Annotated in this window: 17 protein-coding genes, 4 tRNA genes and 1 pseudogene; 19 read left to right on the top strand and 3 right to left on the bottom strand. The window is 60.6% G+C overall.

Annotated elements, in window-relative coordinates; translation table 11 throughout:
* Nucleotides 1-114: 114 nt before the first annotated feature.
* The 17 genes from AACY52_RS06660 to AACY52_RS06580 all read left to right on the top strand — a co-directional run bounded on the left by AACY52_RS06660 (nt 115) and on the right by AACY52_RS06580 (nt 16,883).
* Nucleotides 115-879 carry a class I SAM-dependent methyltransferase gene (locus tag AACY52_RS06660; protein ID WP_339439312.1) on the top strand — a complete coding sequence of 255 codons (765 nt, stop codon included), beginning with the start codon at nt 115-117 and terminating at the stop codon, nt 877-879.
* Between the two features lie 53 nt (nt 880-932).
* On the top strand, nt 933-2,015 hold the full coding sequence (gene leuB / locus AACY52_RS06655) for a 3-isopropylmalate dehydrogenase (RefSeq protein WP_017530190.1): 1,083 nt from the start codon (nt 933-935) through the stop codon (nt 2,013-2,015).
* Between the two features lie 64 nt (nt 2,016-2,079).
* Nucleotides 2,080-3,192, top strand: coding sequence for an aspartate-semialdehyde dehydrogenase (gene asd, locus AACY52_RS06650; protein ID WP_339420604.1), 1,113 nt, complete (start codon nt 2,080-2,082; stop codon nt 3,190-3,192).
* 231 nt (nt 3,193-3,423) lie between these two features.
* Complete coding sequence (locus AACY52_RS06645) at nt 3,424-4,434, top strand: aspartate-semialdehyde dehydrogenase (protein ID WP_339420605.1); 1,011 nt, start codon at nt 3,424-3,426, stop codon at nt 4,432-4,434.
* Nucleotides 4,435-4,595: 161 nt separating this feature from the next.
* Nucleotides 4,596-7,139, top strand: coding sequence for a FimV/HubP family polar landmark protein (locus AACY52_RS06640; RefSeq protein WP_339560362.1), 2,544 nt, complete (start codon nt 4,596-4,598; stop codon nt 7,137-7,139).
* 141 nt (nt 7,140-7,280) lie between these two features.
* Nucleotides 7,281-8,105, top strand: a complete 825-nt coding sequence (truA, locus tag AACY52_RS06635; protein WP_065874106.1) for a tRNA pseudouridine(38-40) synthase TruA — start codon at nt 7,281-7,283, stop codon at nt 8,103-8,105.
* Between the two features lie 63 nt (nt 8,106-8,168).
* Nucleotides 8,169-8,801 (top strand): phosphoribosylanthranilate isomerase, encoded by a 633-nt coding sequence (locus AACY52_RS06630; protein WP_339439314.1) that lies wholly within the window; start codon nt 8,169-8,171, stop codon nt 8,799-8,801.
* Nucleotides 8,802-9,045: 244 nt separating this feature from the next.
* Nucleotides 9,046-9,966, top strand: a complete 921-nt coding sequence (gene accD, locus AACY52_RS06625; protein WP_339420608.1) for an acetyl-CoA carboxylase, carboxyltransferase subunit beta — start codon at nt 9,046-9,048, stop codon at nt 9,964-9,966.
* Nucleotides 9,963-11,270: a bifunctional tetrahydrofolate synthase/dihydrofolate synthase gene (gene folC / locus AACY52_RS06620; RefSeq protein WP_339437351.1), complete on the top strand. Its 1,308-nt coding sequence runs from the start codon at nt 9,963-9,965 to the stop codon at nt 11,268-11,270. The genes accD and folC overlap by 4 nt, the downstream gene beginning before the upstream one ends.
* The gene (locus AACY52_RS06615; RefSeq protein ID WP_339420610.1) at nt 11,254-11,916 is read left to right on the top strand and encodes an SPOR domain-containing protein; all 663 of its coding nucleotides are present in this window, start codon (nt 11,254-11,256) and stop codon (nt 11,914-11,916) included. The genes folC and AACY52_RS06615 overlap by 17 nt, the downstream gene beginning before the upstream one ends.
* A gap of 257 nt (nt 11,917-12,173) precedes the next feature.
* Nucleotides 12,174-12,731, top strand: coding sequence for a CvpA family protein (locus tag AACY52_RS06610; protein WP_003192538.1), 558 nt, complete (start codon nt 12,174-12,176; stop codon nt 12,729-12,731).
* A 41-nt stretch (nt 12,732-12,772) separates the two neighbouring features.
* Complete coding sequence (gene purF, locus AACY52_RS06605; RefSeq protein ID WP_339420611.1) at nt 12,773-14,278, top strand: amidophosphoribosyltransferase; 1,506 nt, start codon at nt 12,773-12,775, stop codon at nt 14,276-14,278.
* 65 nt (nt 14,279-14,343) lie between these two features.
* Nucleotides 14,344-15,555: an O-succinylhomoserine sulfhydrylase gene (locus tag AACY52_RS06600; protein WP_339437350.1), complete on the top strand. Its 1,212-nt coding sequence runs from the start codon at nt 14,344-14,346 to the stop codon at nt 15,553-15,555.
* An 11-nt stretch (nt 15,556-15,566) separates the two neighbouring features.
* Nucleotides 15,567-16,331, top strand: coding sequence for an SDR family oxidoreductase (locus AACY52_RS06595; RefSeq protein WP_339420613.1), 765 nt, complete (start codon nt 15,567-15,569; stop codon nt 16,329-16,331).
* 162 nt (nt 16,332-16,493) lie between these two features.
* Nucleotides 16,494-16,569, top strand: a tRNA-Val gene (locus tag AACY52_RS06590).
* Between the two features lie 55 nt (nt 16,570-16,624).
* Nucleotides 16,625-16,701, top strand: a tRNA-Asp gene (locus AACY52_RS06585).
* 105 nt (nt 16,702-16,806) lie between these two features.
* Nucleotides 16,807-16,883 (top strand) — tRNA-Asp (locus AACY52_RS06580).
* A gap of 221 nt (nt 16,884-17,104) precedes the next feature.
* Here AACY52_RS06580 and AACY52_RS06575 read toward each other — a convergent pair.
* On the bottom strand, nt 17,105-18,388 hold the full coding sequence (locus AACY52_RS06575; RefSeq protein WP_339560361.1) for an FAD-binding oxidoreductase: 1,284 nt from the start codon (nt 18,386-18,388) through the stop codon (nt 17,105-17,107).
* 184 nt (nt 18,389-18,572) lie between these two features.
* On the opposite strand from AACY52_RS06575, the gene AACY52_RS06570 reads away from it, so the two are divergent.
* Nucleotides 18,573-18,649 (top strand) — tRNA-Val (locus AACY52_RS06570).
* 625 nt (nt 18,650-19,274) lie between these two features.
* Here the strand turns inward: AACY52_RS06570 and AACY52_RS06565 are convergent.
* Together AACY52_RS06565 and AACY52_RS06560 are read right to left on the bottom strand one after the other, a co-directional pair.
* Nucleotides 19,275-19,460 (bottom strand): hypothetical protein, encoded by a 186-nt coding sequence (locus AACY52_RS06565; protein WP_339437348.1) that lies wholly within the window; start codon nt 19,458-19,460, stop codon nt 19,275-19,277.
* Nucleotides 19,461-19,469: 9 nt separating this feature from the next.
* Entirely contained in the window at nt 19,470-20,015 is a 546-nt protein-coding gene (locus AACY52_RS06560) for a hypothetical protein (RefSeq protein ID WP_339420615.1), read from the bottom strand.
* A gap of 338 nt (nt 20,016-20,353) precedes the next feature.
* Here AACY52_RS06560 and AACY52_RS06555 point away from each other — a divergent pair.
* Nucleotides 20,354-20,857: pseudogene (locus tag AACY52_RS06555) on the top strand (5-oxoproline transporter, DUF969 family subunit); the annotation flags it as partial.
* Between the last annotated feature and the right edge of the window lie 124 nt (nt 20,858-20,981).

The raw sequence follows: 20,981 nt of genomic DNA, 5'->3' as shown, positions 1-20,981 counted from the left end.
AAGCCCGCTCCCACATTTGACTGCATTTCAACTGAAGGAACTCGGTCGAATGTGGGAGCGGGCTTGCTCGCGAAAGCGGCAGTAAAAACAACACAAGTCCCAAGGAAAACCACCATGACACGCACCGCCCACACCCAAGTCGTGCAAAAACAATTCGGTGAGCAAGCCTCGGCCTACCTGAGCAGTGCCGTGCACGCCCAAGGCACCGAATTCGCGCTGCTCCAGGCCGAACTGGCCGGGCAGGGCAGTGCGCGACTGCTGGATTTGGGCTGCGGCGCCGGTCATGTCAGTTTTCACGTGGCGCCGCTGGTCAAAGGAGTCGTGGCCTACGACCTCTCCCAACAGATGCTCGACGTAGTCGCCGGCGCAGCTTTAGACCGCGGCCTGGACAACATTCGCACCGTACAGGGCGCCGCTGAACGCCTGCCGTTCGCCGACGGCGAGTTCGACTACGTGTTCAGCCGCTATTCGGCCCACCACTGGAGCGACCTCGGCCTGGCCCTGCGTGAAGTACGCCGGGTGCTCAAGCCAGGCGGCGTGGCGGCCTTCGTGGACGTCTTGTCACCGGGCAGCCCGCTGTTGGACACTTACCTGCAAACCGTCGAAGTACTGCGCGACACCAGCCACGTGCGTGATTACTCCGCCGCCGAATGGATGCGTCAGCTCAGCGAAGCCGGTTTGCACGTACGCAACAGCAGCCGTCAGCGCCTGCGCCTGGAATACACCTCGTGGGTCGAGCGCATGCGCACGCCAGCGGTATTGCGCGCCGCAATCCTCGAGCTGCAAACGGCGATGGGCCAGGAAGTGCGCGATTACTACGAAATTCAGGCCGACGGCACCTTCAGCACCGACGTGCTGGTGGTCTGGGCCGAACGCTGATTGATTTTCCCCGACCTGCCCACGGGCGGGTCGCTTGATGAAATGAGGAACGCATGAGCAAGCAGATTCTGATTCTCCCTGGCGACGGTATTGGTCCGGAAATCATGGCCGAAGCGGTCAAGGTCCTGGAACTCGCCAACAGCAAGTACAGCCTGGGCTTTGAACTGAGCCACGACGTGATCGGCGGTGCGGCCATCGACAAGCACGGCGTGCCGCTGGCCGACGAAACCCTGGACCGCGCTCGCGCGGCTGACGCCGTACTGCTCGGCGCCGTGGGTGGCCCGAAATGGGACAAGATCGAACGTGACATCCGCCCTGAGCGCGGTCTGCTGAAAATCCGCGCGCAACTGGGCCTGTTCGGCAACCTGCGCCCGGCGATCCTCTACCCGCAACTGGCCGACGCGTCGAGCCTCAAGCCGGAAGTGGTGGCGGGCTTGGATATCCTAATCGTGCGTGAGCTGACCGGCGGTATCTATTTTGGCTCGCCACGCGGCGTGCGTGAGTTGGAGAATGGTGAGCGCCAGGCCTACGACACGCTGCCGTACAGCGAGAGCGAAATCCGTCGTATCGCCCGTGTCGGTTTCGACATGGCCCGCGTGCGCGGCAAAAAGGTTTGCTCGGTGGATAAAGCCAACGTATTGGCTTCCAGCCAGCTGTGGCGCGAAATTGTTGAAGAAGTGGCCAAGGACTACCCGGACGTCGAACTGAGCCACATGTACGTCGACAACGCCGCCATGCAACTGGTGCGCGCGCCGAAGCAGTTCGACGTGATCGTCACCGACAACCTGTTCGGCGACATTCTGTCCGACCAGGCGTCGATGCTCACCGGTTCCATCGGCATGCTGCCATCGGCGTCCCTGGACACCAACAACAAGGGCATGTACGAGCCTTGCCACGGCTCGGCGCCGGACATCGCGGGCCAGGGCATTGCCAACCCGCTGGCGACGATTCTGTCGGTGTCGATGATGCTGCGTTACAGCTTCAACCTGAGCGACGCTGCAGACGCCATCGAGAAAGCCGTGAGCCTGGTGCTGGACCAGGGTTTACGCACTGGCGACATCTGGTCGCAGGGTTGCACCAAGGTCGGTACGCAAGAAATGGGCGACGCAGTAGTCGCCGCGCTGCGGAATCTGTAATCTCTCGGGCCCGCTTGCAGTTGTTGCTGCAAGGCGGCCCACTTTTTAACAAGGTGTAGTTGCGATGAAACGTGTAGGTCTGATCGGTTGGCGCGGTATGGTCGGTTCCGTGCTCATGCAGCGGATGCTGGAAGAGCAGGATTTCGATCTTATTGAGCCGGTGTTTTTCACCACGTCGAACGTGGGTGGCCAAGGGCCGTCCGTGGGCAAGGATATTGCCCCGCTCAAAGACGCCTACAACATTGAAGAGCTGAAGACCCTCGACGTGATTCTGACCTGTCAGGGTGGCGACTACACCAGCGAAGTCTTCCCCAAGCTGCGCGAAGCCGGCTGGCAGGGCTACTGGATCGACGCCGCCTCGAGCCTGCGTATGCAGGATGACGCGGTAATCGTCCTGGACCCAGTGAACCGCAAGGTCATCGACCAGCAACTGGACGCCGGCACCAAGAACTACATCGGTGGCAATTGCACCGTCAGCCTGATGCTGATGGGCCTGGGCGGTTTGTTTGAAGCCGGCCTGGTCGAGTGGATGAGCGCCATGACCTATCAGGCGGCTTCCGGTGCCGGCGCGCAGAACATGCGTGAACTGATCAAGCAAATGGGCGCGACCCACGCAGCCGTCGCCGATCAACTGGCGGACCCGGCCAGCGCGATCCTCGATATCGACCGTCGTGTGGCCGAAGCCATGCGCAGCGATGCGTACCCGACCGAGAACTTCGGCGTGCCATTGGCTGGCAGCCTGATCCCATGGATCGACAAAGAACTGCCGAACGGCCAGAGCCGCGAAGAGTGGAAGGCCCAGGCCGAGACCAACAAGATCCTCGGTCGCTTCAAGAGCCCGATCCCGGTGGATGGCATCTGCGTGCGCATCGGCGCGATGCGCTGCCACAGCCAGGCGCTGACCATCAAGCTGAACAAAGATGTGCCGATTGCCGATATCGAAGGGCTGATCAGCCAGCACAACCCGTGGGTCAAGCTTGTGCCGAACAACCGTGATATCAGCATGCAGGAGCTGAGCCCGAACAAGGTCACGGGTACCCTGAATGTGCCGGTGGGTCGTCTGCGCAAGCTGAACATGGGCACCCAGTACCTGGGCGCGTTCACCGTTGGCGACCAACTGCTGTGGGGTGCGGCTGAGCCGTTGCGTCGTATGCTGCGGATTCTGCTGGAGCGTTGATCGCTTGAGGCAAGATGAGAAACCCGCGTTCTGTTGACAGGCGCGGGTTTTTTTTGTTGTGCTTTTGGGCCTCTTCGCGAGCAAGCCCCACATTTGATTGCATTTAACTCGGTCGAATGTGGGGCTTGCTTGCAAAGAGGCCATCAGTCACACCACAAACGCTGGGTTAATTGCCTCACCCCCCACCACCCGGTAAAGTGCCGCTCCCCCGCAATGCCCGAGGCAGCCCCCATGACCCAGACCTTTGATATCGCCGTAATCGGCGCCACCGGCACCGTTGGCGAAACCCTGGTGCAGATCCTTGAAGAGTTGAGCTTCCCGGTGGGCACCCTGCATTTGCTGGCGGGCAACAACTCGGCTGGCGCATCCGTGCCGTTTCGCGGCAAGAACGTGCGGGTGAGGGAAGTCGATGAGTTCGACTTCAGCAAAGTGCAACTGGCTTTTTTTGCGGCGGGACCGGCGGTTACCTTGAGTTTCGCCCCGCGTGCCACCGCGGCGGGTTGCTCGGTGATCGACTTGTCTGGCGCCTTGCCGGCCGCGCAAGCGCCGCAAGTGGTGCCGGAAGCCAACGCCCATGTGCTTGATGGCCTGAAAAAACCGTTCCAGCTCGGCAGCCCAAGCCCATCGGCGACCAACCTGGCGGTGGTACTGGCGCCCTTGCGTGGCCTGTTGGATATCCAACGCGTGAGCGTCACCGCCAACCTGGCAATGTCGGCCCAGGGGCGCGAGGCGGTCAGCGAGCTCGCACGTCAAACCGCTGAGCTGCTGAACATGCGCCCGCTGGAACCGACGTTCTTTGATCGTCAGGTCGCGTTCAATGTGTTGGCGCAAGTCGGCGCGCCAGACGCCCAGGGTCATACAGCCTTGGAAAAACGCCTGGTCCATGAACTGCGTGCAGTGCTGGAATTACCTTTGCTAAAGATTTCCGCAACTTGCGTTCAAGCCCCGGTGTTTTTTGGCGATAGCCTGACTGTGTCTCTGCAATTGGGCGCAGCGGTGGATCTCGCCGCCGTGAACCGCGCACTCGACACAGCTCCAGGTATAGAGCTCGTGGATGAGGGGGACTATCCCACCGCAGTGGGCGACGCGGTAGGCCAGGATGTTATTTATGTAGGGCGGGTCCGTAAGGGTGTGGATGACCCGGCGGAACTAAATCTGTGGTTGACGTCAGATAACGTACGCAAAGGCGCCGCACTGAACGCCGTACAGTTGGCGCAGTTGTTGATAAAAGACCTTGTGTAAAAGATACTTGGCGGCAATTTGTAGATTGATTCTAGCCAGGCGCTATGCTTGGTCCAAAGCAGAACAGAAGCGCGTCGGTAACCTATCGGCTCGCCATGCCTTATGGCAGCGGTTACCAACCTTCTCGCAGGCCGGGGAGTGTTCAAACAAAGGATGAGGCTATGGTTCAAGTTCGCAAACTGGTGTTAGCAATAGCGGCCGCCTCGGCGCTGTCCTCCGGTATGGCGCAGGCGCTGCAGCTGGGGGAGATGACCCTCAAGTCGAAGTTGAACCAGCCGTTGGCGGTGGAGATCGAATTGCTCGATGTCGGTGGCCTCACGGCTTCCGAGATCACGCCGAGCCTGGCCTCATCTCAGGCGTTTGTGGACGCGGGTGTCGATCGCCAGGCGTTCCTCAATGACCTGACTTTTACCCCGGTGGTCAATCCCAATGGCCGCAGCGTGGTGCGTGTCACCTCAAGCAAGCCGCTGCCGGAATCCTACGTACGCTTCCTGCTGCAGGTGCAATGGCCCAATGGCCGTCTGATGCGCGATTACAGCGTATTGCTCGACCCGGCCAAATTCGACCAGCGGGCACCGACGGCCGCCGCACCTGCCTCGCGTGTGGCGGCGCCGGCCAGCACCGCGCCAGCCGTGAGCAAGCCGGCGCAGTACACCACCACCTCCCGCGACACCTTGTGGGAAATTGCCGCGAAGAATCGCAATGGCGGCTCGGTCCAGCAGACGATGCTGGCGATCCAGGCGCTCAACCCGGGCGCGTTTATCGACGGCAATATCAACCTCCTGAAAACCGGCCAGGTCCTGCGCCTGCCAGATACCGTAGAAAGCACCGCGCTGCCGCAACCCCAGGCGATAGCCGAAGTCCGCGCGCAGAATAACGCCTGGCGCCAGGGTCGGCGCGTCGCCACCAACCCTGCGGCGGGTAAGCAGCAACTGGACGCCACCAAGCGCGCCCAAGCTGGCAACGCGCCAGCGACTACCAACGCTAAGGACAACTTGAGCCTGGTTTCGGCCGAGGCGGCCAAGAAGGGCGCCAAAGGCAAGGCTGGCGACAGCGCGGTTCTGAGCGACAAACTGGCAATGACCCAGGAGCAACTGGACACCACTCGTCGCGACAACGAAGAGCTGAAAAGCCGCGCGGCCGACCTGCAAAGCCAGTTGGACAAGCTGCAAAAACTGATTCAACTGAAAAACGATCAGCTTGCCCGTTTACAGGCTGAAAAGGGGGCTCCGGTCGCTCCGGCCACTGCAGCAATGCCCGCTCAGTTGGCGGGTGAGCCGGCTGCTGCCCCTTCAGTGCCCGATGCAGCGACAGCAGCGCCTGTGCCAGCGGCTGAACCGGTCGAAGCTGATGCAGCGCCTGCCACCACCGAGGGCAAATTCAACGACCTGCTGACTAGCCCCGCCTTGCTCGGCTTGCTCGGCGGTGCGGCTATTTTGTTGGTGCTGTCGCTCCTGCTGTTGTGGGCGCGCCATCGAAATGCTCGCCGCGAAGAGGAAAAGCACCTGCGCATGGCGCGAGCCCTGGCTGAAGAGCCGGAGTTCGCCTCCAACATCGACCACGACCTGCCGCCGGACAGTTTCGAAGGCCTCGAAGTGCCGCCGCCAAGCGTCAAGTTGGCCGCCGCTCCAGCAACGGCCCCAGCCGTTGAGCCGGCAGTTGTTGTGCCGACCGTTGCCTCTGTACTTGCGCCGCTGGCTGTTGCTGTGGCCCCGGAAAACTCCAGCGATTCACTGGCCCAGGCCCAATCCCATATCGACCGCGGCCACCTGAACCAGGCCGCCGATGTGCTGGAGCAGGCAATTAAGCATGAGCCCAAGCGCAGCGACCTGCGTTTGAAGCTGATGGAAGTCTACGGCCTGCAAAGCGACAAGGACGGCTTCGTCACCCAAGAGCGTCAACTGGTAGCCAATGGTGAAAACCACGCCCAGGTCGAGCAGCTCAAAAGCCGCTTCCCGGCCATGGCCGTTTTGGCGGCGGGCGTCAGCGCTGCGGTTGCCGCCGCCGCGCTGGACGCTCAATACGTCAAGGATTTGCTCGAAGACAAGCCGGCTGAGCCTGCGCCAGAGACCTTCGACACCGATTTCGATTTGAGCCTGGACGATCTGGAAGCGGCATCCCCGGCTGAGGTCAAGGACGATCAGCACACATTCGAGTCGCTCCTGCAGCAGACTGAAGCCAAGGCCGCTCCGGATGATCTGTCGGACTTCGACCTGGACCTGCAACCTGATGCACCGGCTTCGGCGCAATCCGATGACGACTTCCTCTCGGGCCTGGACGAGCAGATGAAGGACGTGCCTGCTGTCGAACCGCCGACCCTGACCCCTGCGGCGCTGGACGATTTCGATCTGCCGGAAGATTTCGACCTGTCCCTGGCCGACGAGCCGCAAGCAAGCGCCAAGCCTGATGCTTTTGCGTCGGAGCTGGATGACGTCAATGCCGAACTGGACCGCCTGTCCCAGAGCCTGGAACATCCGTCCATCGAGCCGTCCTTTACCGCGGAAGACGCGGCACTGGGCGATGATGAGCCGGAATTCGACTTCCTCTCCGGCACGGATGAGGTGGCCACCAAGCTTGACCTGGCCCAAGCCTATATCGACATGGGCGATGCGGACGGCGCGCGGGACATCCTCTCCGAAGTGCTGACTGAAGGAGATGAGACCCAGCGCGGCGAGGCTAAGGAAATGCTCGACCGGCTGGCGTGATCGTCGACTGTTAAAGCAGCGGCGCCCTTCGGGGCGCCGTTTTGCTTTTGTGGGCTCCCACACAAACCGGCATAATGACCCCCTCTGCGCAACTCATCAGGCTCTCAGTTCTTGGCAAATATAGATAACGCGGCCGCCGAAATGGCGGCCGCAGGCTTTTACCGCATCGCCCTTGGCGTGGAATACAAAGGCTCGCGCTATCGCGGCTGGCAGCGCCAGGCCTCCGGTGTGCTGACGGTGCAGGAAACCCTGGAAAAGGCCCTGTCCAAAGTCGCCGATTCGCCGGTATCGCTGATGTGCGCCGGGCGCACCGACGCCGGCGTGCACGCCTGCGGCCAGGTAGTGCACTTCGACACCCAGGCTGAACGGTCAATGAAAGCGTGGGTGATGGGCGCCAATATCAATCTGCCCCATGACGTCAGTGTCAGCTGGGCCAAGGTGATGCCGGCGCACTTTCATGCACGCTTCAAGGCGATCGCCCGGCGTTATCGCTACGTGATCTACAACGATCAGATCCGCCCGGCGCACCTCAACGAAGAAATTACCTGGAACCACCGCCCGCTGGATGCCGAACGCATGGCCGAAGCGGCGCAGCACCTGGTGGGCGTGCATGATTTCAGCGCCTTTCGTGCCGGCCAGTGCCAGGCCAAGTCGCCGATCAAGGAGGTCCACCACTTGCGGGTGACCCGTCACGGCAAGATGATTGTGCTGGATATTCGCGCCGGGGCCTTCCTGCACCATATGGTTCGAAACATTGCCGGGGTGCTGATGACTATCGGCACGGGCGAGCGCCCGGTGGAGTGGGCCAAGGAAGTACTGGAAAGCCGCATTCGCCGCACGGGCGGGGTCACGGCACATCCGTTCGGCCTGTACCTGGTGGATGTGGAGTACCGCGACGAGTTCGAATTGCCGGAACGTTTCATCGGGCCACACTTCCTCACAGGTTTCAGCGAACTTGGCGGCTGACGCCCGGAAAAGCTTTTGTTACCATCCGGGACTTTCTGGTTCCAACCCCGAGGTTTTCACGACATGTCAGCCGTTCGCAGCAAGATTTGCGGGATTACCCGCATAGAAGACGCGCTGGCGGCGGTCGAGGCGGGCGCGGATGCCATCGGTTTCGTGTTTTACGCCAAGAGCCCGCGGGCGGTGAGTGTGTTGCAGGCGCGGGCGATCATTGCCGCATTGCCGCCGTTCGTGACCACCGTGGGTCTGTTCGTCAACGCCAGCCGGTGTGAGCTCAACGAAACCCTGGATGCCGTACCGTTGGACATGCTGCAGTTCCATGGCGACGAAACGGCGGAAGAATGTGAAAGCTATCAGCGCCCGTATATCAAGGCGTTGCGCGTCAAGGCCGGGGATGACATCGCGGCGGCGTGTGCCGCCTATGGTGGCGCTCGCGGGATTCTGCTCGACACGTACGTCGAAGGCGTGCCCGGCGGCACCGGCGAAGCGTTTGATTGGTCGCTGATTCCCGAAGGTTTGAGCAAGCCGATCATCCTGGCTGGCGGGCTCAACCCTGCGAATATCGCGGCCGCGATCGAACAGGTTCGGCCGTATGCCGTGGATGTCAGTGGTGGGGTAGAGCAGGGCAAGGGCATCAAGGACCACAGCAAGATTCGCGCATTCATGCGGGCCGTGCGCAACAGCGGTGGTGGGATGTGACGGCTGGCAGTCTGCCGCCGTCCATAACTACCACTGTGTAAAACAGCCCGGCGCCGCCTCAGGGTGGCCCGGAAATGAAGTGGCAACCCTGCGCTGGCAGGTTGTCTGGAAGGCTGAGGGTGCATGCAGGAAATGGCCGGTCGAACGTCTGACCCCGTCCAGTATGTGTCATCGCCACATATGAATTTAGCTCAAGGGCATACGCGGGGCTGTGTTCAAGCCACCGGTACTGGAGAAAGAAAGCATGAGCAACTGGTTAGTAGACAAACTGATCCCTTCGATCATGCGTTCCGAGGTGAAGAAAAGCTCGGTTCCTGAAGGTCTGTGGCACAAGTGCCCATCCTGTGACGCGGTGCTGTATCGCCCCGAGCTTGAAAAGACCCTGGACGTTTGCCCCAAGTGCAACCACCACATGCGTATTGGCGCGCGCGCCCGCATCGACATTTTCCTGGATGCTGACGGCCGCAACGAGCTGGGCGCTGACCTGGAGCCGGTTGACCGTCTCAAGTTCCGTGACAGCAAGAAGTACAAGGACCGCTTGGTCGGTGCGCAGAAGCAGACCGGCGAGAAAGACGCGCTGATTTCCGTCAGCGGCAAATTGCTCGGCATGCCAGTTGTGGCGTCGGCGTTTGAATTCTCCTTCATGGGGGGGTCCATGGGGGCCATCGTCGGTGAGCGCTTTGTCCGCGCGGCCAACTATGCCCTGGAAAACCGTTGCCCGATGATCTGCTTCGCCGCCTCCGGTGGGGCTCGTATGCAAGAAGCCCTGATTTCCCTGATGCAAATGGCCAAGACCTCCGCGGTACTGGCGCGTCTTCGCGAAGAAGGCATCCCGTTCATCTCCGTGCTCACTGATCCGGTCTACGGCGGTGTTTCCGCCAGCCTGGCAATGCTGGGTGATGTGATCGTCGGCGAGCCAAAGGCCCTGATCGGCTTTGCCGGCCCGCGCGTGATCGAGCAGACCGTACGCGAAAAGCTGCCCGAAGGTTTCCAGCGCAGCGAGTTCCTGCTGGAGCACGGTGCTATCGACCTGATTATCCCGCGCAGTGAGCTGCGCCCGCGCCTGGGCAACCTGCTGGCGCAAATGATGGGCCTGCCGACGCCTGTCTACGTCGCGCCTAAAGTCGAGCCGATTGTGGTGCCGCCGGTGCCTGCAAACCTATGACCCAGCGCACCCTGGGCGAATGGCTTGCCTACCTTGAGCAGTTGCATCCTTCCGCCATCGACATGGGCCTGGAGCGTTCGCAACAGGTAGCGGCCCGCCTCGGGTTGGGTCGTCCGGCGCCGCGCGTGATCACGGTAACCGGTACCAACGGCAAAGGCTCTACCTGTGCCTTTGTCGCGGCGCTGCTCCAGGCCCAAGGGCTGAAAGTCGGCGTCTACAATTCCCCGCACCTGCTGCGTTACAACGAGCGGGTGCAACTCAATGGCGTCGAAGCCACTGATACGCAACTCTGCGAAGCCTTCGCCGCACTCGATGCGGGCCGAGGCGAGATTTCCCTGACTTATTTCGAGATGGGCACCCTGGCGGCGTTCTGGCTGTTTGAGCGTGCGCAACTGGATGTGGTGGTGCTGGAAGTCGGTCTGGGCGGGCGTCTGGACACGGTCAACGTGGTGGATGCCGACCTTGCGCTGGTCACCAGCATTGGCGTGGACCACGCCGACTATCTGGGTAACACCCGTGAGTCCGTGGCTTATGAAAAAGCCGGTATCTTCCGCCAGGGCAAGCCTGCGCTGTGTGGTGACCTAAATCCGCCGCACACCTTGCTGGACAGGGTGCGCGAGCTGGGTTGCCCGTTCTTCCTGCGCGGCCGCGAATTCAATCTTGAGATCGTTGAGCAGCACTGGCAATGGCGTGGGCTCGATGCCCGTGGCCAGGCGGTGGAACTGCGTGACCTGCCGCTATTGAACCTGCCATTGGAAAACGCCGCGCTCGCGCTGCAAGCCTATCTGCTGCTGGATCTGCCGTGGAATGCCGAGCAGATTGCTGCCACATTGCTGGCGACTCGCGTGGTAGGGCGTCTGGATCGTCGTGCGTTCGAATGGCAGGGCAAGCGCCTGAACTTGCTGTTGGATGTGGGGCACAACCCCCATGCGGCCGAGTACCTGGCTCAGCGCCTTTCACGCACGCCGTCGGTCGGTCGTCGCCTTGCCGTATTCGGTCTGCTGGCGGACAAGGACCTGGATGGCGTGGTCGCGCCCTTGTTGGGCAGTGTCCAGGCCTGGGCTGTGGCGCCGCTGGATACTTCGCGTAGTCGCCCGGCTGCTGAGCTGGAACTGGCGTTGCAGAACCTTGGTGCACCTGTGGCGTCGTATACAAGCGTCACCGAGGCCCTTGAAGCGCAGTGCGCCGTTGCTACGCCCGACGATGAAATTCTATTGTTCGGGTCATTTTATTGCGTTGCCGAGGCGCTTGAGTGGTTAGCCCGGCGCTCCACGGAGGAAGCTGCACATGGCATTACTGGATAGCGCGTACAAGCAGCGAATGGTCGGAGCCTTGGTTCTGGTAGCGCTGGCGGTGATTTTCCTGCCGATGCTGTTTTCTCGTCAGGACGAAGAGCGCCAGGTCGTGGTTGAGGCTCCGGCCGCGCCACAAGCCCCGGCGGTGCCGCAGGTTCAGGTCGAGCCTGTGGTCGTGCCTGAGCCCCAGGCCTTGCCGGAAGAGGAGCCTGTGCCGACGGATGATGAAGTGGCTGCGCAGCAAGCACCGTCGATGCCGGTGCAGCCAAGCGTGCCAGTGGTCAAGCCGGCACCCGCTGCGCCGGTCGCCGCTGCCAAGCCCGTCGCGCCTGCACCTGCGCCCAAGCCGGTAGCACCGCAGCCCGCCGCACCGGGCAAGCCGGATGTGGGCCAGAGTCGTATCGATCCGAATGGCTTGCCGATCAGTTGGTCGATTCAAGTGGCCAGCCTGGGCAGTCGCGAGGGCGCCGACGCCTTGCAAAAGAAGCTGCGTAGCCAGGGGTATAACGCCTATATCCGTAGCGCCGACGGCAAGAACCGCGTGTTTGTCGGGCCGTTGATCGAGCGTGCCGAAGCGGATCGCCTGCGGGACTTGCTGGATCGCCAGCAGAACCTCAAGGGTTTTGTGACTCGCTTCCAGCCTGAGCGCGGCTGATACCAGCAGCACTTGGTAGGGATGCAAGCCAAACGTGGGAGCTGGCTTGCCGGCGATGACGCCGGATCAATCAACAGTGATGTTGAATGTGCCGGCCCCATCGAAGGCAAGTCAGCTCCCGCATTCGTTTTGTGGTTGGCTTGAAATCACGTTGGCTCGCCACAAACTATTGATTTGCAAAGCAGCCGCAATCACAGCTTACCGACAGCCCAGCGCTCTGCTAAAATGCGCCGCCTCATCTGTCCGTAGGCTGCACTGTGCCATTTACTTGGGTTGATTGGGCGATTGTTGCAATTGTCGCCATCTCCGCTTTGATCAGTCTAAGCCGCGGCTTCGTAAAAGAAGCACTGTCGTTGCTGACCTGGATCATCGCAGGAGTCGTAGCCTGGATGTTCGGCGGTTCATTGTCGGTCTACCTGGCTGGATACATCGAGACACCTTCGGCCCGTGTCATCGCGGGCTGCGCCATCATGTTCATCGCCACGCTGCTGGTGGGGGCAATGGTCAATTATCTTATTGGCGAGTTGATACGTGTCACCGGCCTCTCCGGGACCGATCGATTTCTCGGCATGGCCTTTGGCGCTGCGCGTGGTGCGTTGCTGGTGGTCGTGGCAGTCGGGCTGTTGAGCCTGGGGCCGGTACAGCAGGATTCGTGGTGGCAGGAGTCGGTACTCGTGCCAAAATTTCTATTGGTTGCAGATTGGTCCAAGAACCTCATTTTGGGGTGGAGCAGTCAGTGGCTGGCCAGCGGAATCAGCGTACCCGCTGATCTTCCGTTCAAGGAACACCTCTTACCGGCCAAAACGCCTCAGTAAGCTGGGTTCAGTCAAGATTCATTAAGTAGGGGTTGCGTCGCATGTGTGGCATCGTCGGTATCGTCGGTAAGTCGAACGTCAATCAGGCGCTGTATGACGCGCTAACCGTCCTCCAGCACCGCGGCCAGGACGCTGCCGGTATTGTGACCAGCCACGACGGCCGGTTATTCCTGCGCAAGGACAATGGCCTGGTGCGTGACGTGTTCCACCAGCGTCACATGCAGCGCCTGGTCGGGCACATGGGCATTGGCCATGTGCGTTACCCGACTGCCGGCAGCTCGACGTCGGCCGAAGCTCAGCCGTTTTACGTCAACTCGCCTTACGGCATCACGCTGGCGCACAACGGTAACCTGACCAACGTTGAACAGCTGGCCAAGGAGATTTACGAATCTGACCTGCGCCACGTCAACACTAACTCTGACTCGGAAGTGCTGCTCAACGTGTTCGCCCACGAGCTGGCCCAGCGCGGCAAGCTGCAGCCGACCGAAGAGGATGTGTTCGCTGCCGTGACTGACGTGCACAACCGTTGCGTCGGTGGTTACGCCGTTGTCGCCATGATCACAGGTTATGGCATCGTTGGCTTCCGCGACCCGCACGGCATCCGCCCGATCGTGTTCGGCCAGCGCCACACCGACGAAGGCGTCGAGTACATGATCGCTTCCGAAAGCGTGTCCCTGGACGTGCTGGGCTTCACCTTGATTCGCGACCTTGCGCCGGGCGAAGCGGTGTACATCACCGAAGACGGCAAGCTGCACACCCGCCAGTGCGCCGTGGCGCCGAAACTCACCCCGTGCATCTTCGAACACGTCTACCTGGCGCGTCCGGATTCGATCATCGACGGCGTTTCGGTGTACAAGGCACGCCTGCGCATGGGCGAGAAGCTGGCTGAGAAGATCCTGCGCGAGCGTCCTGAGCATGACATCGACGTGGTAATCCCGATTCCGGACACTAGCCGTACCGCTGCGCTGGAATTGGCCAACCACCTGGGTGTCAAGTTTCGCGAAGGCTTCGTGAAAAACCGCTACATCGGCCGTACCTTCATCATGCCGGGCCAGGCGGCGCGCAAGAAGTCGGTTCGCCAGAAGCTCAACGCGATCGAGCTGGAGTTCCGCGGCAAGAACGTGATGCTGGTGGATGACTCCATCGTGCGTGGCACCACCTGCAAGCAGATCATCCAGATGGCCCGCGAAGCCGGTGCTAAGAACGTGTACTTCTGTTCTGCCGCGCCTGCCGTGCGTTACCCGAACGTGTACGGTATCGATATGCCGAGCGCCCATGAACTGATCGCCCACAACCGTTCGACCCAGGATGTTGCCGACCTGATCGGCGCGGATTGGCTGATCTACCAGGACCTCCCGGACCTGATCGAAGCGGTCGGCGGTGGCAAGATCAAGATCGACCAGTTCGACTGCGCCGTGTTCGACGGCAAGTACGTGACCGGGGATGTCGACGATGCCTACCTGAACAAGATCGAGCAGGCGCGTAATGACTCGTCGAAGATCAAGACCCAGGCGGTCAGCGCGATCATCGACCTGTACAACAACTGAGTGACAACCGGCCCTGAGGGGCCGGTTTTGTATCTTAAATAAAGAATTGAGTAAGGAGTGGCAGCATGAGTCAGGAATGGGATGCCGGTCGGTTGGACAGCGACCTCGATGGCGTAGCTTTCGATACCCTGGCTGTGCGCGCCGGCCAACACCGCACGCCGGAAGGTGAGCACGGTGATCCGATGTTTTTCACGTCCAGCTACGTGTTCCGCACGGCGGCCGACGCCGCTGCGCGCTTTGCTGGCGAAGTGCCGGGTAACGTCTATTCGCGTTACACCAACCCGACCGTGCGCGCGTTCGAGGAACGTATCGCCGCGCTTGAAGGTGCTGAGCAAGCGGTGGCCACCGCTACCGGCATGGCGGCAATCCTGGCGGTGGTGATGAGCCTGTGCAGCGCCGGCGACCATGTGCTGGTGTCGCGCAGCGTGTTCGGCTCGACCATCAGTCTGTTCGAAAAGTACTTCAAGCGCTTTGGCATTGAAGTGGACTACGTGCCCCTGGCAGACCTGTCCGGCTGGGACGTTGCGATCAAAGCCAACACCAAGTTGCTATTCGTCGAGTCGCCATCCAACCCTTTGGCTGAGCTGGTGGATATCGCCGCGTTGGCCGAAGTCGCTCACGCCAAGGGCGCGATGCTGGTGGTCGACAATTGCTTCTGCACCCCGGCGCTGCAGCAGCCGTTGAAGCTGGGCGCGGACATTGTTGTGCACTCGGCCACCAAGTTCATCGACGGCCAGGGTCGTTGCATGGGCGGTGTGGTCGCCGGTCGCAGTGAGCAGATGAAAGAGGTCGTCGGCTTCCTGCGCACCGCTGGCCCGACCTTGAGCCCGTTCAATGCCTGGATCTTCCTCAAAGGCCTGGAAACCCTCAGCCTGCGCATGAAGGCCCATTGCGCCAACGCCCAGGCCCTGGCCGAGTGGCTGGAGCAACAGGACGGTATCGAGAAAGTGCACTACGCCGGTCTCAAGAGCCACCCGCAACACGCGTTAGCCCAGCGCCAGCAGCGTGGTTTCGGTGCCGTGGTGAGCTTCGAAGTGAAGGGCGGCAAAGACGGCGCCTGGCGCTTTATCGATGCCACTCGCCTGATCTCCATCACTGCCAACCTGGGTGACAGCAAGACCACCATTACTCACCCGAGCACCACCTCCCACGGGCGCCTGGCGCCACAGGAGCGCGAGGCGGCGGGTATCCGTGACAGCCTGATCCGCGTTGCGGTGGGCCTGGAAGACGTTGCCGACTTGCAGGCTGACCTGGCTCGCGGGCTGGCGGCCTTGTGATCGAGTGGTCCATGGATACGGCGGCAGCCAGTAACGGGCGTGTCGCGCTGGTGACAGGCGCGGCGCGGGGCATTGGCCTCGGGATTGCCGCGTGGCTGATCAGCGAAGGCTGGCAAGTCGTGTTGACCGACCTGGACCGCGAGCGCGGTTCCAGGGTGTCCAAGGTGCTGGGCGAAAACGCCTGGTTTATCACCATGGACGTGGCCGACGAGAAGCAAGTGGCCCAGGGCGTCGCCGAAGTGCTCGGGCAGTTCGGGCGCCTGGACGCGCTGGTGTGCAATGCGGCGGTCGCTGACCCGCGCAACATTACCCTGGAAAGCCTGGATCTGGCTTACTGGAATCGGGTGCTGGCTGTGAATCTCAGTGGGCCGATGTTATTGGCCAAGCACTGTGCGCCGTATCTTCGTGCCCATGGCGGTGCCATCGTCAACCTGGCGTCGACGCGGGCTCGCCAGTCGGAGCCGGACACCGAAGCCTATGCGGCGAGCAAGGGTGGCCTGCTGGCGCTGACTCACGCCTTGGCCATGAGCCTTGGGCCGGAAGTGCGGGTCAATGCGGTCAGCCCTGGCTGGATCGATGCGCGTGATCCCGCAGCCCGTCGCGCCGAGCCGCTGAGTGATACCGATCACGCCCAGCATCCGGCGGGCAGGGTGGGTACGGTCGAGGACGTGGCGGCGATGGTGGCGTGGTTGCTGTCGCGCCAAGCGGGGTTTGTCACCGGGCAAGAGTTTGTGGTGGACGGTGGCATGAGCAAGAAGATGGTCTATGAGCAGTGAGTGGCAGCTGCAAGCTTCAGGCTGTAAGTGAAAGCCGGTTTTCGGTAGCTTTTAACTTGCAGCTTGAAGCTTGCAACTTACAGCTGTTTTTGAAAAAAACTCAATCCTGCTATTGACTTAGGTCCGCTACCTGCGTAAATTTCGCGGCCTCAACGAAGCAAAGGGTGATTAGCTCAGCTGGGAGAGCATCTGCCTTACAAGCAGAGGGTCGGCGGTTCGATCCCGTCATCACCCACCACTTCTTGAGAGTTTTGCTCCAGGGCAAGACGCAACGTTAAAGGTTGCACCGACGCGCAGCGGTAGTTCAGTCGGTTAGAATACCGGCCTGTCACGCCGGGGGTCGCGGGTTCGAGTCCCGTCCGCTGCGCCATATTTTCCAGGCTTGATCTGTCAGGCTTGAGATTGAACAGCCAAGGCTGATCGATCAGATGTTTAAAGACAGTTGAGGGTTTACGTTCAACTGGTCAAGCGATACGCAGCGGTAGTTCAGTCGGTTAGAATACCGGCCTGTCACGCCGGGGGTCGCGGGTTCGAGTCCCGTCCGCTGCGCCATATCTGCTTTAAGGCCCACTGAACGCCTTGAAGCACAAAGAAAGCCTTTGGCTACTTTGATTCGATAGCAAAGACCCTGGTCGAAAGACCGGGGTTTTTTGTGTCTGGGATTTGGCTTATGTGGGAAGCGGGCTTGCTCGCGAAGGCGGTTCGTCAGTCAATATTTCCAGTGACTGAACCACCGCATTCGCGAGCAAGCCCGCTCCCACAGTTGGATAGCGTTAGAAGCCCAACTTGTCGCGCAGCCCGTAATACCAGGCCCCAAGCGCCGCAAACGGCGTGCGCAGCAGTTGCCCACCCGGGAACGGGTAGTGCGGCAGGTCCGCAAACGCATCAAAACGCTCTGCCTGGCCTCTCAGCGCCTCCGCCAGTACCTTGCCCGCCAGGTGCGTGTACGTCACACCATGGCCGCTGCAGCCTTGCGAGTAGTAAATGTTGTCGCCCAGCCGACCGACTTGCGGCAAGCGCGACAAGGTCAGCAGGAAATTGCCGGTCCAGGCGTAGTCAATTTTCACGTCTTTGAGCTGCGGAAAGGCCTTGAGCATCTTCGGGCGGATGATTGCCTCGATGTTTGCCGGGTCGCGTGCGCCATACACCACGCCACCGCCGAAGATCAGGCGCTTGTCGCTGGTGAGGCGGTAGTAGTCGAGCAGATAGTTACAGTCTTCGACGCAGTAATCCTGCGGCAGCAACGTCATCGCCAACTCATCGCCCAGCGGCGCCGTGGTGATTACTTGCGTGCCACACGGCATTGATTTGGCGGCCAGTTCCGGTACCAGGTTGCCCAGGTAGGCATTGCCCGCGACGATGATGAACTTGGCCCTGACCTTACCCTCGGCGGTGTGCACCACTGGGTTGGCGCCGCGCTCGATGCGCACAGCTGCCGATTGCTCGTAGATCGTTCCGCCCAGCGATTCAACCGCTGCTGCTTCGCCCAAGGCCAGGTTGAGCGGGTGGATGTGCCCGCCACTCATGTCCAGCAAACCGCCGACGTAGTTGTCACAGGCCACCACTTCGCGGAGGCGGCGTTCGTCCAGTAACTCAAGCTGCGTGTGGCCGTAGCGTTCCCACAGGCGCTTTTGCGACTCCAGGTGGCCCATGTGCTTGCTGTTAAGTGCGGCGAATACCCCGCCGTCCTTCAGGTCGCACTGGATCTGATACTTGGCGACGCGTTCACGAATGATCCTGCCGCCCTCAAACGCCATCTGCCCCAGCAACTGCGCCTGCTGCGGCCCGACGCTGCGCTCGATCACGTCGATATCACGGCTGTAGCTGTTAACGATCTGCCCGCCGTTTCGGCCCGAGGCGCCAAACCCCACCTTGGCGGCTTCCAGTACCGTCACGCGAAAACCGTTCTCCAGCAGAAACAGCGCGCTGGAAAGACCGGTATAGCCGGCGCCAATCACGCACACGTCGGTTTCGACCTCGCCTTGCAGTGCCGGGCGAGGTGGAACGGTATTCGCGGAAGCGGCGTAATACGACTGGGGGTAGGGGGTGTTCGCCATCCTGGAACCTCTGTTTTATATTTTTTACGAGTGCGCTGATCCTACCTGAGTTGAAAATTGCCTGCCAGCCACCCGAAATTCACGCGTGGGCTCCACGCCAATAAAAAATTCGCATATTCATAGGGTTAGCTGCAAAAAAGATGTTGACACCCCTCCGGAATTCCGTAAAATGCCGCCTCACAGCAGGCACGTAGCTCAGTTGGTTAGAGCACCACCTTGACATGGTGGGGGTCGTTGGTTCGAGTCCAATCGCGCCTACCAAACAAAATCCGCTCTGCTGGGCGGTCTAGAAGGGCTCACCGAAAGGTGGGCCCTTTTTTGTTTTTGTGTCGCATTTCGGCGTGCTCTATACACCGAGCTCCCGTCTCGCGCAGCCTTGTTCGTCCCGGGCTTACAGTGCTGGATTCGCTGGGTTAAACCCAAAAGGGCAGTGCAGTGGCCCGCTACTTCAAACGTCCAGGCAGTGACCAGATTGAAGACGTCGATTCGTTTCAGGTTCTGGCGATATAGTTTCTGGGTTTCCCTGATCTCCGCTTGGCCGGACTCTGGCGGCATTTGTTTATCTGGATGGTCGTCATAGGGCTGAGTTTTATCGCAGGCCCGCCTTGGATGGCAATCCTAAGTGCCGGTTTGCCAATCATCTACTGCTTTTTGATGCGTAAAATTGTGGCGGATGAGTCTTTGAAGAAGGGCTGGGTGGAGGTGGCTGATCCAAAGCTCACACTCAAGGTGGTTTCGCCAGCCTCTGAGTCACCTGCAGCGTAGGTGTTTCAATGCAGGCCCAGCTAATCGCTGGGCTTTTTGCATGTTGAACCCCGCAAGTGTCCCGCCACTATAAACAGGGTTTTTGAGGTCAGTCGCGCCGCTGGAAACCGAAGCGACAGCCTCAGCCGTTCCCTCCAAGAAATGCCTGCAGCACCACCAGTTCAACCACCGCGACCAACAGTAAAAACATTACGAATCCGAATGAGAACACGCGTTTTCGCCGTGGCGGGGTGCGGTCGCTTGCGATATCTAGATATCTGAGCACCAGGTCGATCAGCTTCCAGGTCAGCTCGAAAAATTCGCTCACAAGGACGGCTTACTTCGCCTTGGCACTCTTGATATCGCTGATCATCTGCTTGGCAATCGCCTGCACCTGCTTCTGCGTCATGGCCGAGGCAATGCCTTCCCAGGCGGACGATGAGGTGTCGTAGGTGCGCGAACCAATCGGTGCGCCGGATTTCAGGTCGGAGTAGTCGGCGCGGGAGAAGACCCAGGCGTTACCGACCAACACCCCGGCGACATACCGCGAACCCGGCTCGATGTAGCGGAACTTGCTCACGTTGATGCTGATGGCGACACCTTCCTCATCACTCGGTGCTACAGCAGGGCTTTCCGTGACATTGAAACCGGCCTGGCGGGCTTCTACCTGGAGCGCGTTGTTCCAGTCGCGCTTGAGTAGGTTCCAGTCCGGATTTTGCTCGACCGGGCCTTCGCCCTTGATGCTCACCACGAGGTTGTGTTTGGCGGAATCCGAGAGGGTCAGCGCGGCGCTACCACCGCTTTTTACCTTGGCGGCGCAGCCACCCAGCATGGATAAAGCAACGGCGCAGGAGAGGGCGATCAGGATTTTTTGGGCTTTCATTGAATTTCCATATCCACAGCAGTATTGAGTGAAGCGTGCGCGGGTTGCCAGCACACGGCTGATAAACGGGCGGCGCTAAGATGCGCGAATCCTTCCCGGTCTGTCCACACCTTGCTACGTACGCGCGACTCAATCACCCACAAAATTTATTGGTTTGCAGCAACAATTTTTCTTGTTGGACACCTCCCGCCCCAGCCAGCAAAGTTGCCGCCACTGACGCTCGACCTTCCGGGTCAACAATAAAAACCGAGCCGACTGCACGCCACTTCTTGCTGTGAACCCTTTGTTCACATCCTGCTGTAATGGCGCCGCAGCGCGCACTAAAGGACCTCTCCGCCATGCAAACTGTTGTGAACTTATGGCCGTTGATCGGCGTACTTGTGATCGTGGTTGGCTTTGTCTTGCGCATCAACCCTCTGCTGGTGGTCACCGCCGCCGCTATCGCCACCGGTTTTGCCGCCCATTTTCCACTGGAGAAAATCCTTGCCACCATGGGCGATGGCTTCCTTCAGACCCGAGCTCTGCAGTTGATTCTGTTGTTGCCCCTGGCGGTCATCGGCCTATTGGAGCGCCATGGGCTGCGCCTGCATGCGCAGAACTGGATTGCACGGTTCGAGCGCGCCACGGTCGGGCGCTTGTTGATCATTTACCTGTTTGTGCGCGAATCCACGGCCGCCATGGGCTTGACCAGTCTGGGCGGGCACCCGCAGATGGTGCGCCCGTTACTGGCGCCAATGGCCGAGGGTGCGGCGGAAAAACGCTACGGCAAGCTGCCAGACAAATTGCGTCACAAGGTGTTGGCCATGTGCGCCGCGACAGACAACGTCGGGCTTTTTTTTGGTTCTTCACGGAATCACGGGAAAGACAGAAACAAGAACGCCGATTTGATGGATGATGTTCGTGCGAGCAAACACATCTAAAAAACCGGCGTTCTTATGCGTGATATTAATACTTTTCTTCCCTTTT

Origin of the sequence: Pseudomonas sp. EA_65y_Pfl1_P113 (assembly GCF_963970525.1) — a bacterium.
Classification (GTDB): Bacteria; Pseudomonadota; Gammaproteobacteria; order Pseudomonadales; family Pseudomonadaceae; genus Aquipseudomonas; species Aquipseudomonas tritici.
This window is presented reverse-complemented; position numbering and strand designations above follow the sequence as displayed.

Bases quoted from the DNA above. Each gene is read 5' to 3' on its own strand.
- truA (WP_065874106.1), top strand. From the start codon at position 7,281: ATGGCGGCCGCAGGCTTTTACCGCATCGCCCTTGGCGTGGAATACAAA.
- AACY52_RS06630 (WP_339439314.1), top strand. From the start codon at position 8,169: ATGTCAGCCGTTCGCAGCAAGATTTGCGGGATTACCCGCATAGAAGAC.
- leuB (WP_017530190.1), top strand. From the start codon at position 933: ATGAGCAAGCAGATTCTGATTCTCCCTGGCGACGGTATTGGTCCGGAA.
- AACY52_RS06595 (WP_339420613.1), top strand. From the start codon at position 15,567: ATGGATACGGCGGCAGCCAGTAACGGGCGTGTCGCGCTGGTGACAGGC.
- AACY52_RS06640 (WP_339560362.1), top strand. From the start codon at position 4,596: ATGGTTCAAGTTCGCAAACTGGTGTTAGCAATAGCGGCCGCCTCGGCG.
- AACY52_RS06575 (WP_339560361.1), bottom strand. From the start codon at position 18,388: ATGGCGAACACCCCCTACCCCCAGTCGTATTACGCCGCTTCCGCGAAT.
- purF (WP_339420611.1), top strand. From the start codon at position 12,773: ATGTGTGGCATCGTCGGTATCGTCGGTAAGTCGAACGTCAATCAGGCG.
- AACY52_RS06645 (WP_339420605.1), top strand. From the start codon at position 3,424: ATGACCCAGACCTTTGATATCGCCGTAATCGGCGCCACCGGCACCGTT.
- accD (WP_339420608.1), top strand. From the start codon at position 9,046: ATGAGCAACTGGTTAGTAGACAAACTGATCCCTTCGATCATGCGTTCC.
- AACY52_RS06600 (WP_339437350.1), top strand. From the start codon at position 14,344: ATGAGTCAGGAATGGGATGCCGGTCGGTTGGACAGCGACCTCGATGGC.
- AACY52_RS06560 (WP_339420615.1), bottom strand. From the start codon at position 20,015: ATGAAAGCCCAAAAAATCCTGATCGCCCTCTCCTGCGCCGTTGCTTTA.
- AACY52_RS06615 (WP_339420610.1), top strand. From the start codon at position 11,254: ATGGCATTACTGGATAGCGCGTACAAGCAGCGAATGGTCGGAGCCTTG.
- folC (WP_339437351.1), top strand. From the start codon at position 9,963: ATGACCCAGCGCACCCTGGGCGAATGGCTTGCCTACCTTGAGCAGTTG.
- asd (WP_339420604.1), top strand. From the start codon at position 2,080: ATGAAACGTGTAGGTCTGATCGGTTGGCGCGGTATGGTCGGTTCCGTG.
- AACY52_RS06660 (WP_339439312.1), top strand. From the start codon at position 115: ATGACACGCACCGCCCACACCCAAGTCGTGCAAAAACAATTCGGTGAG.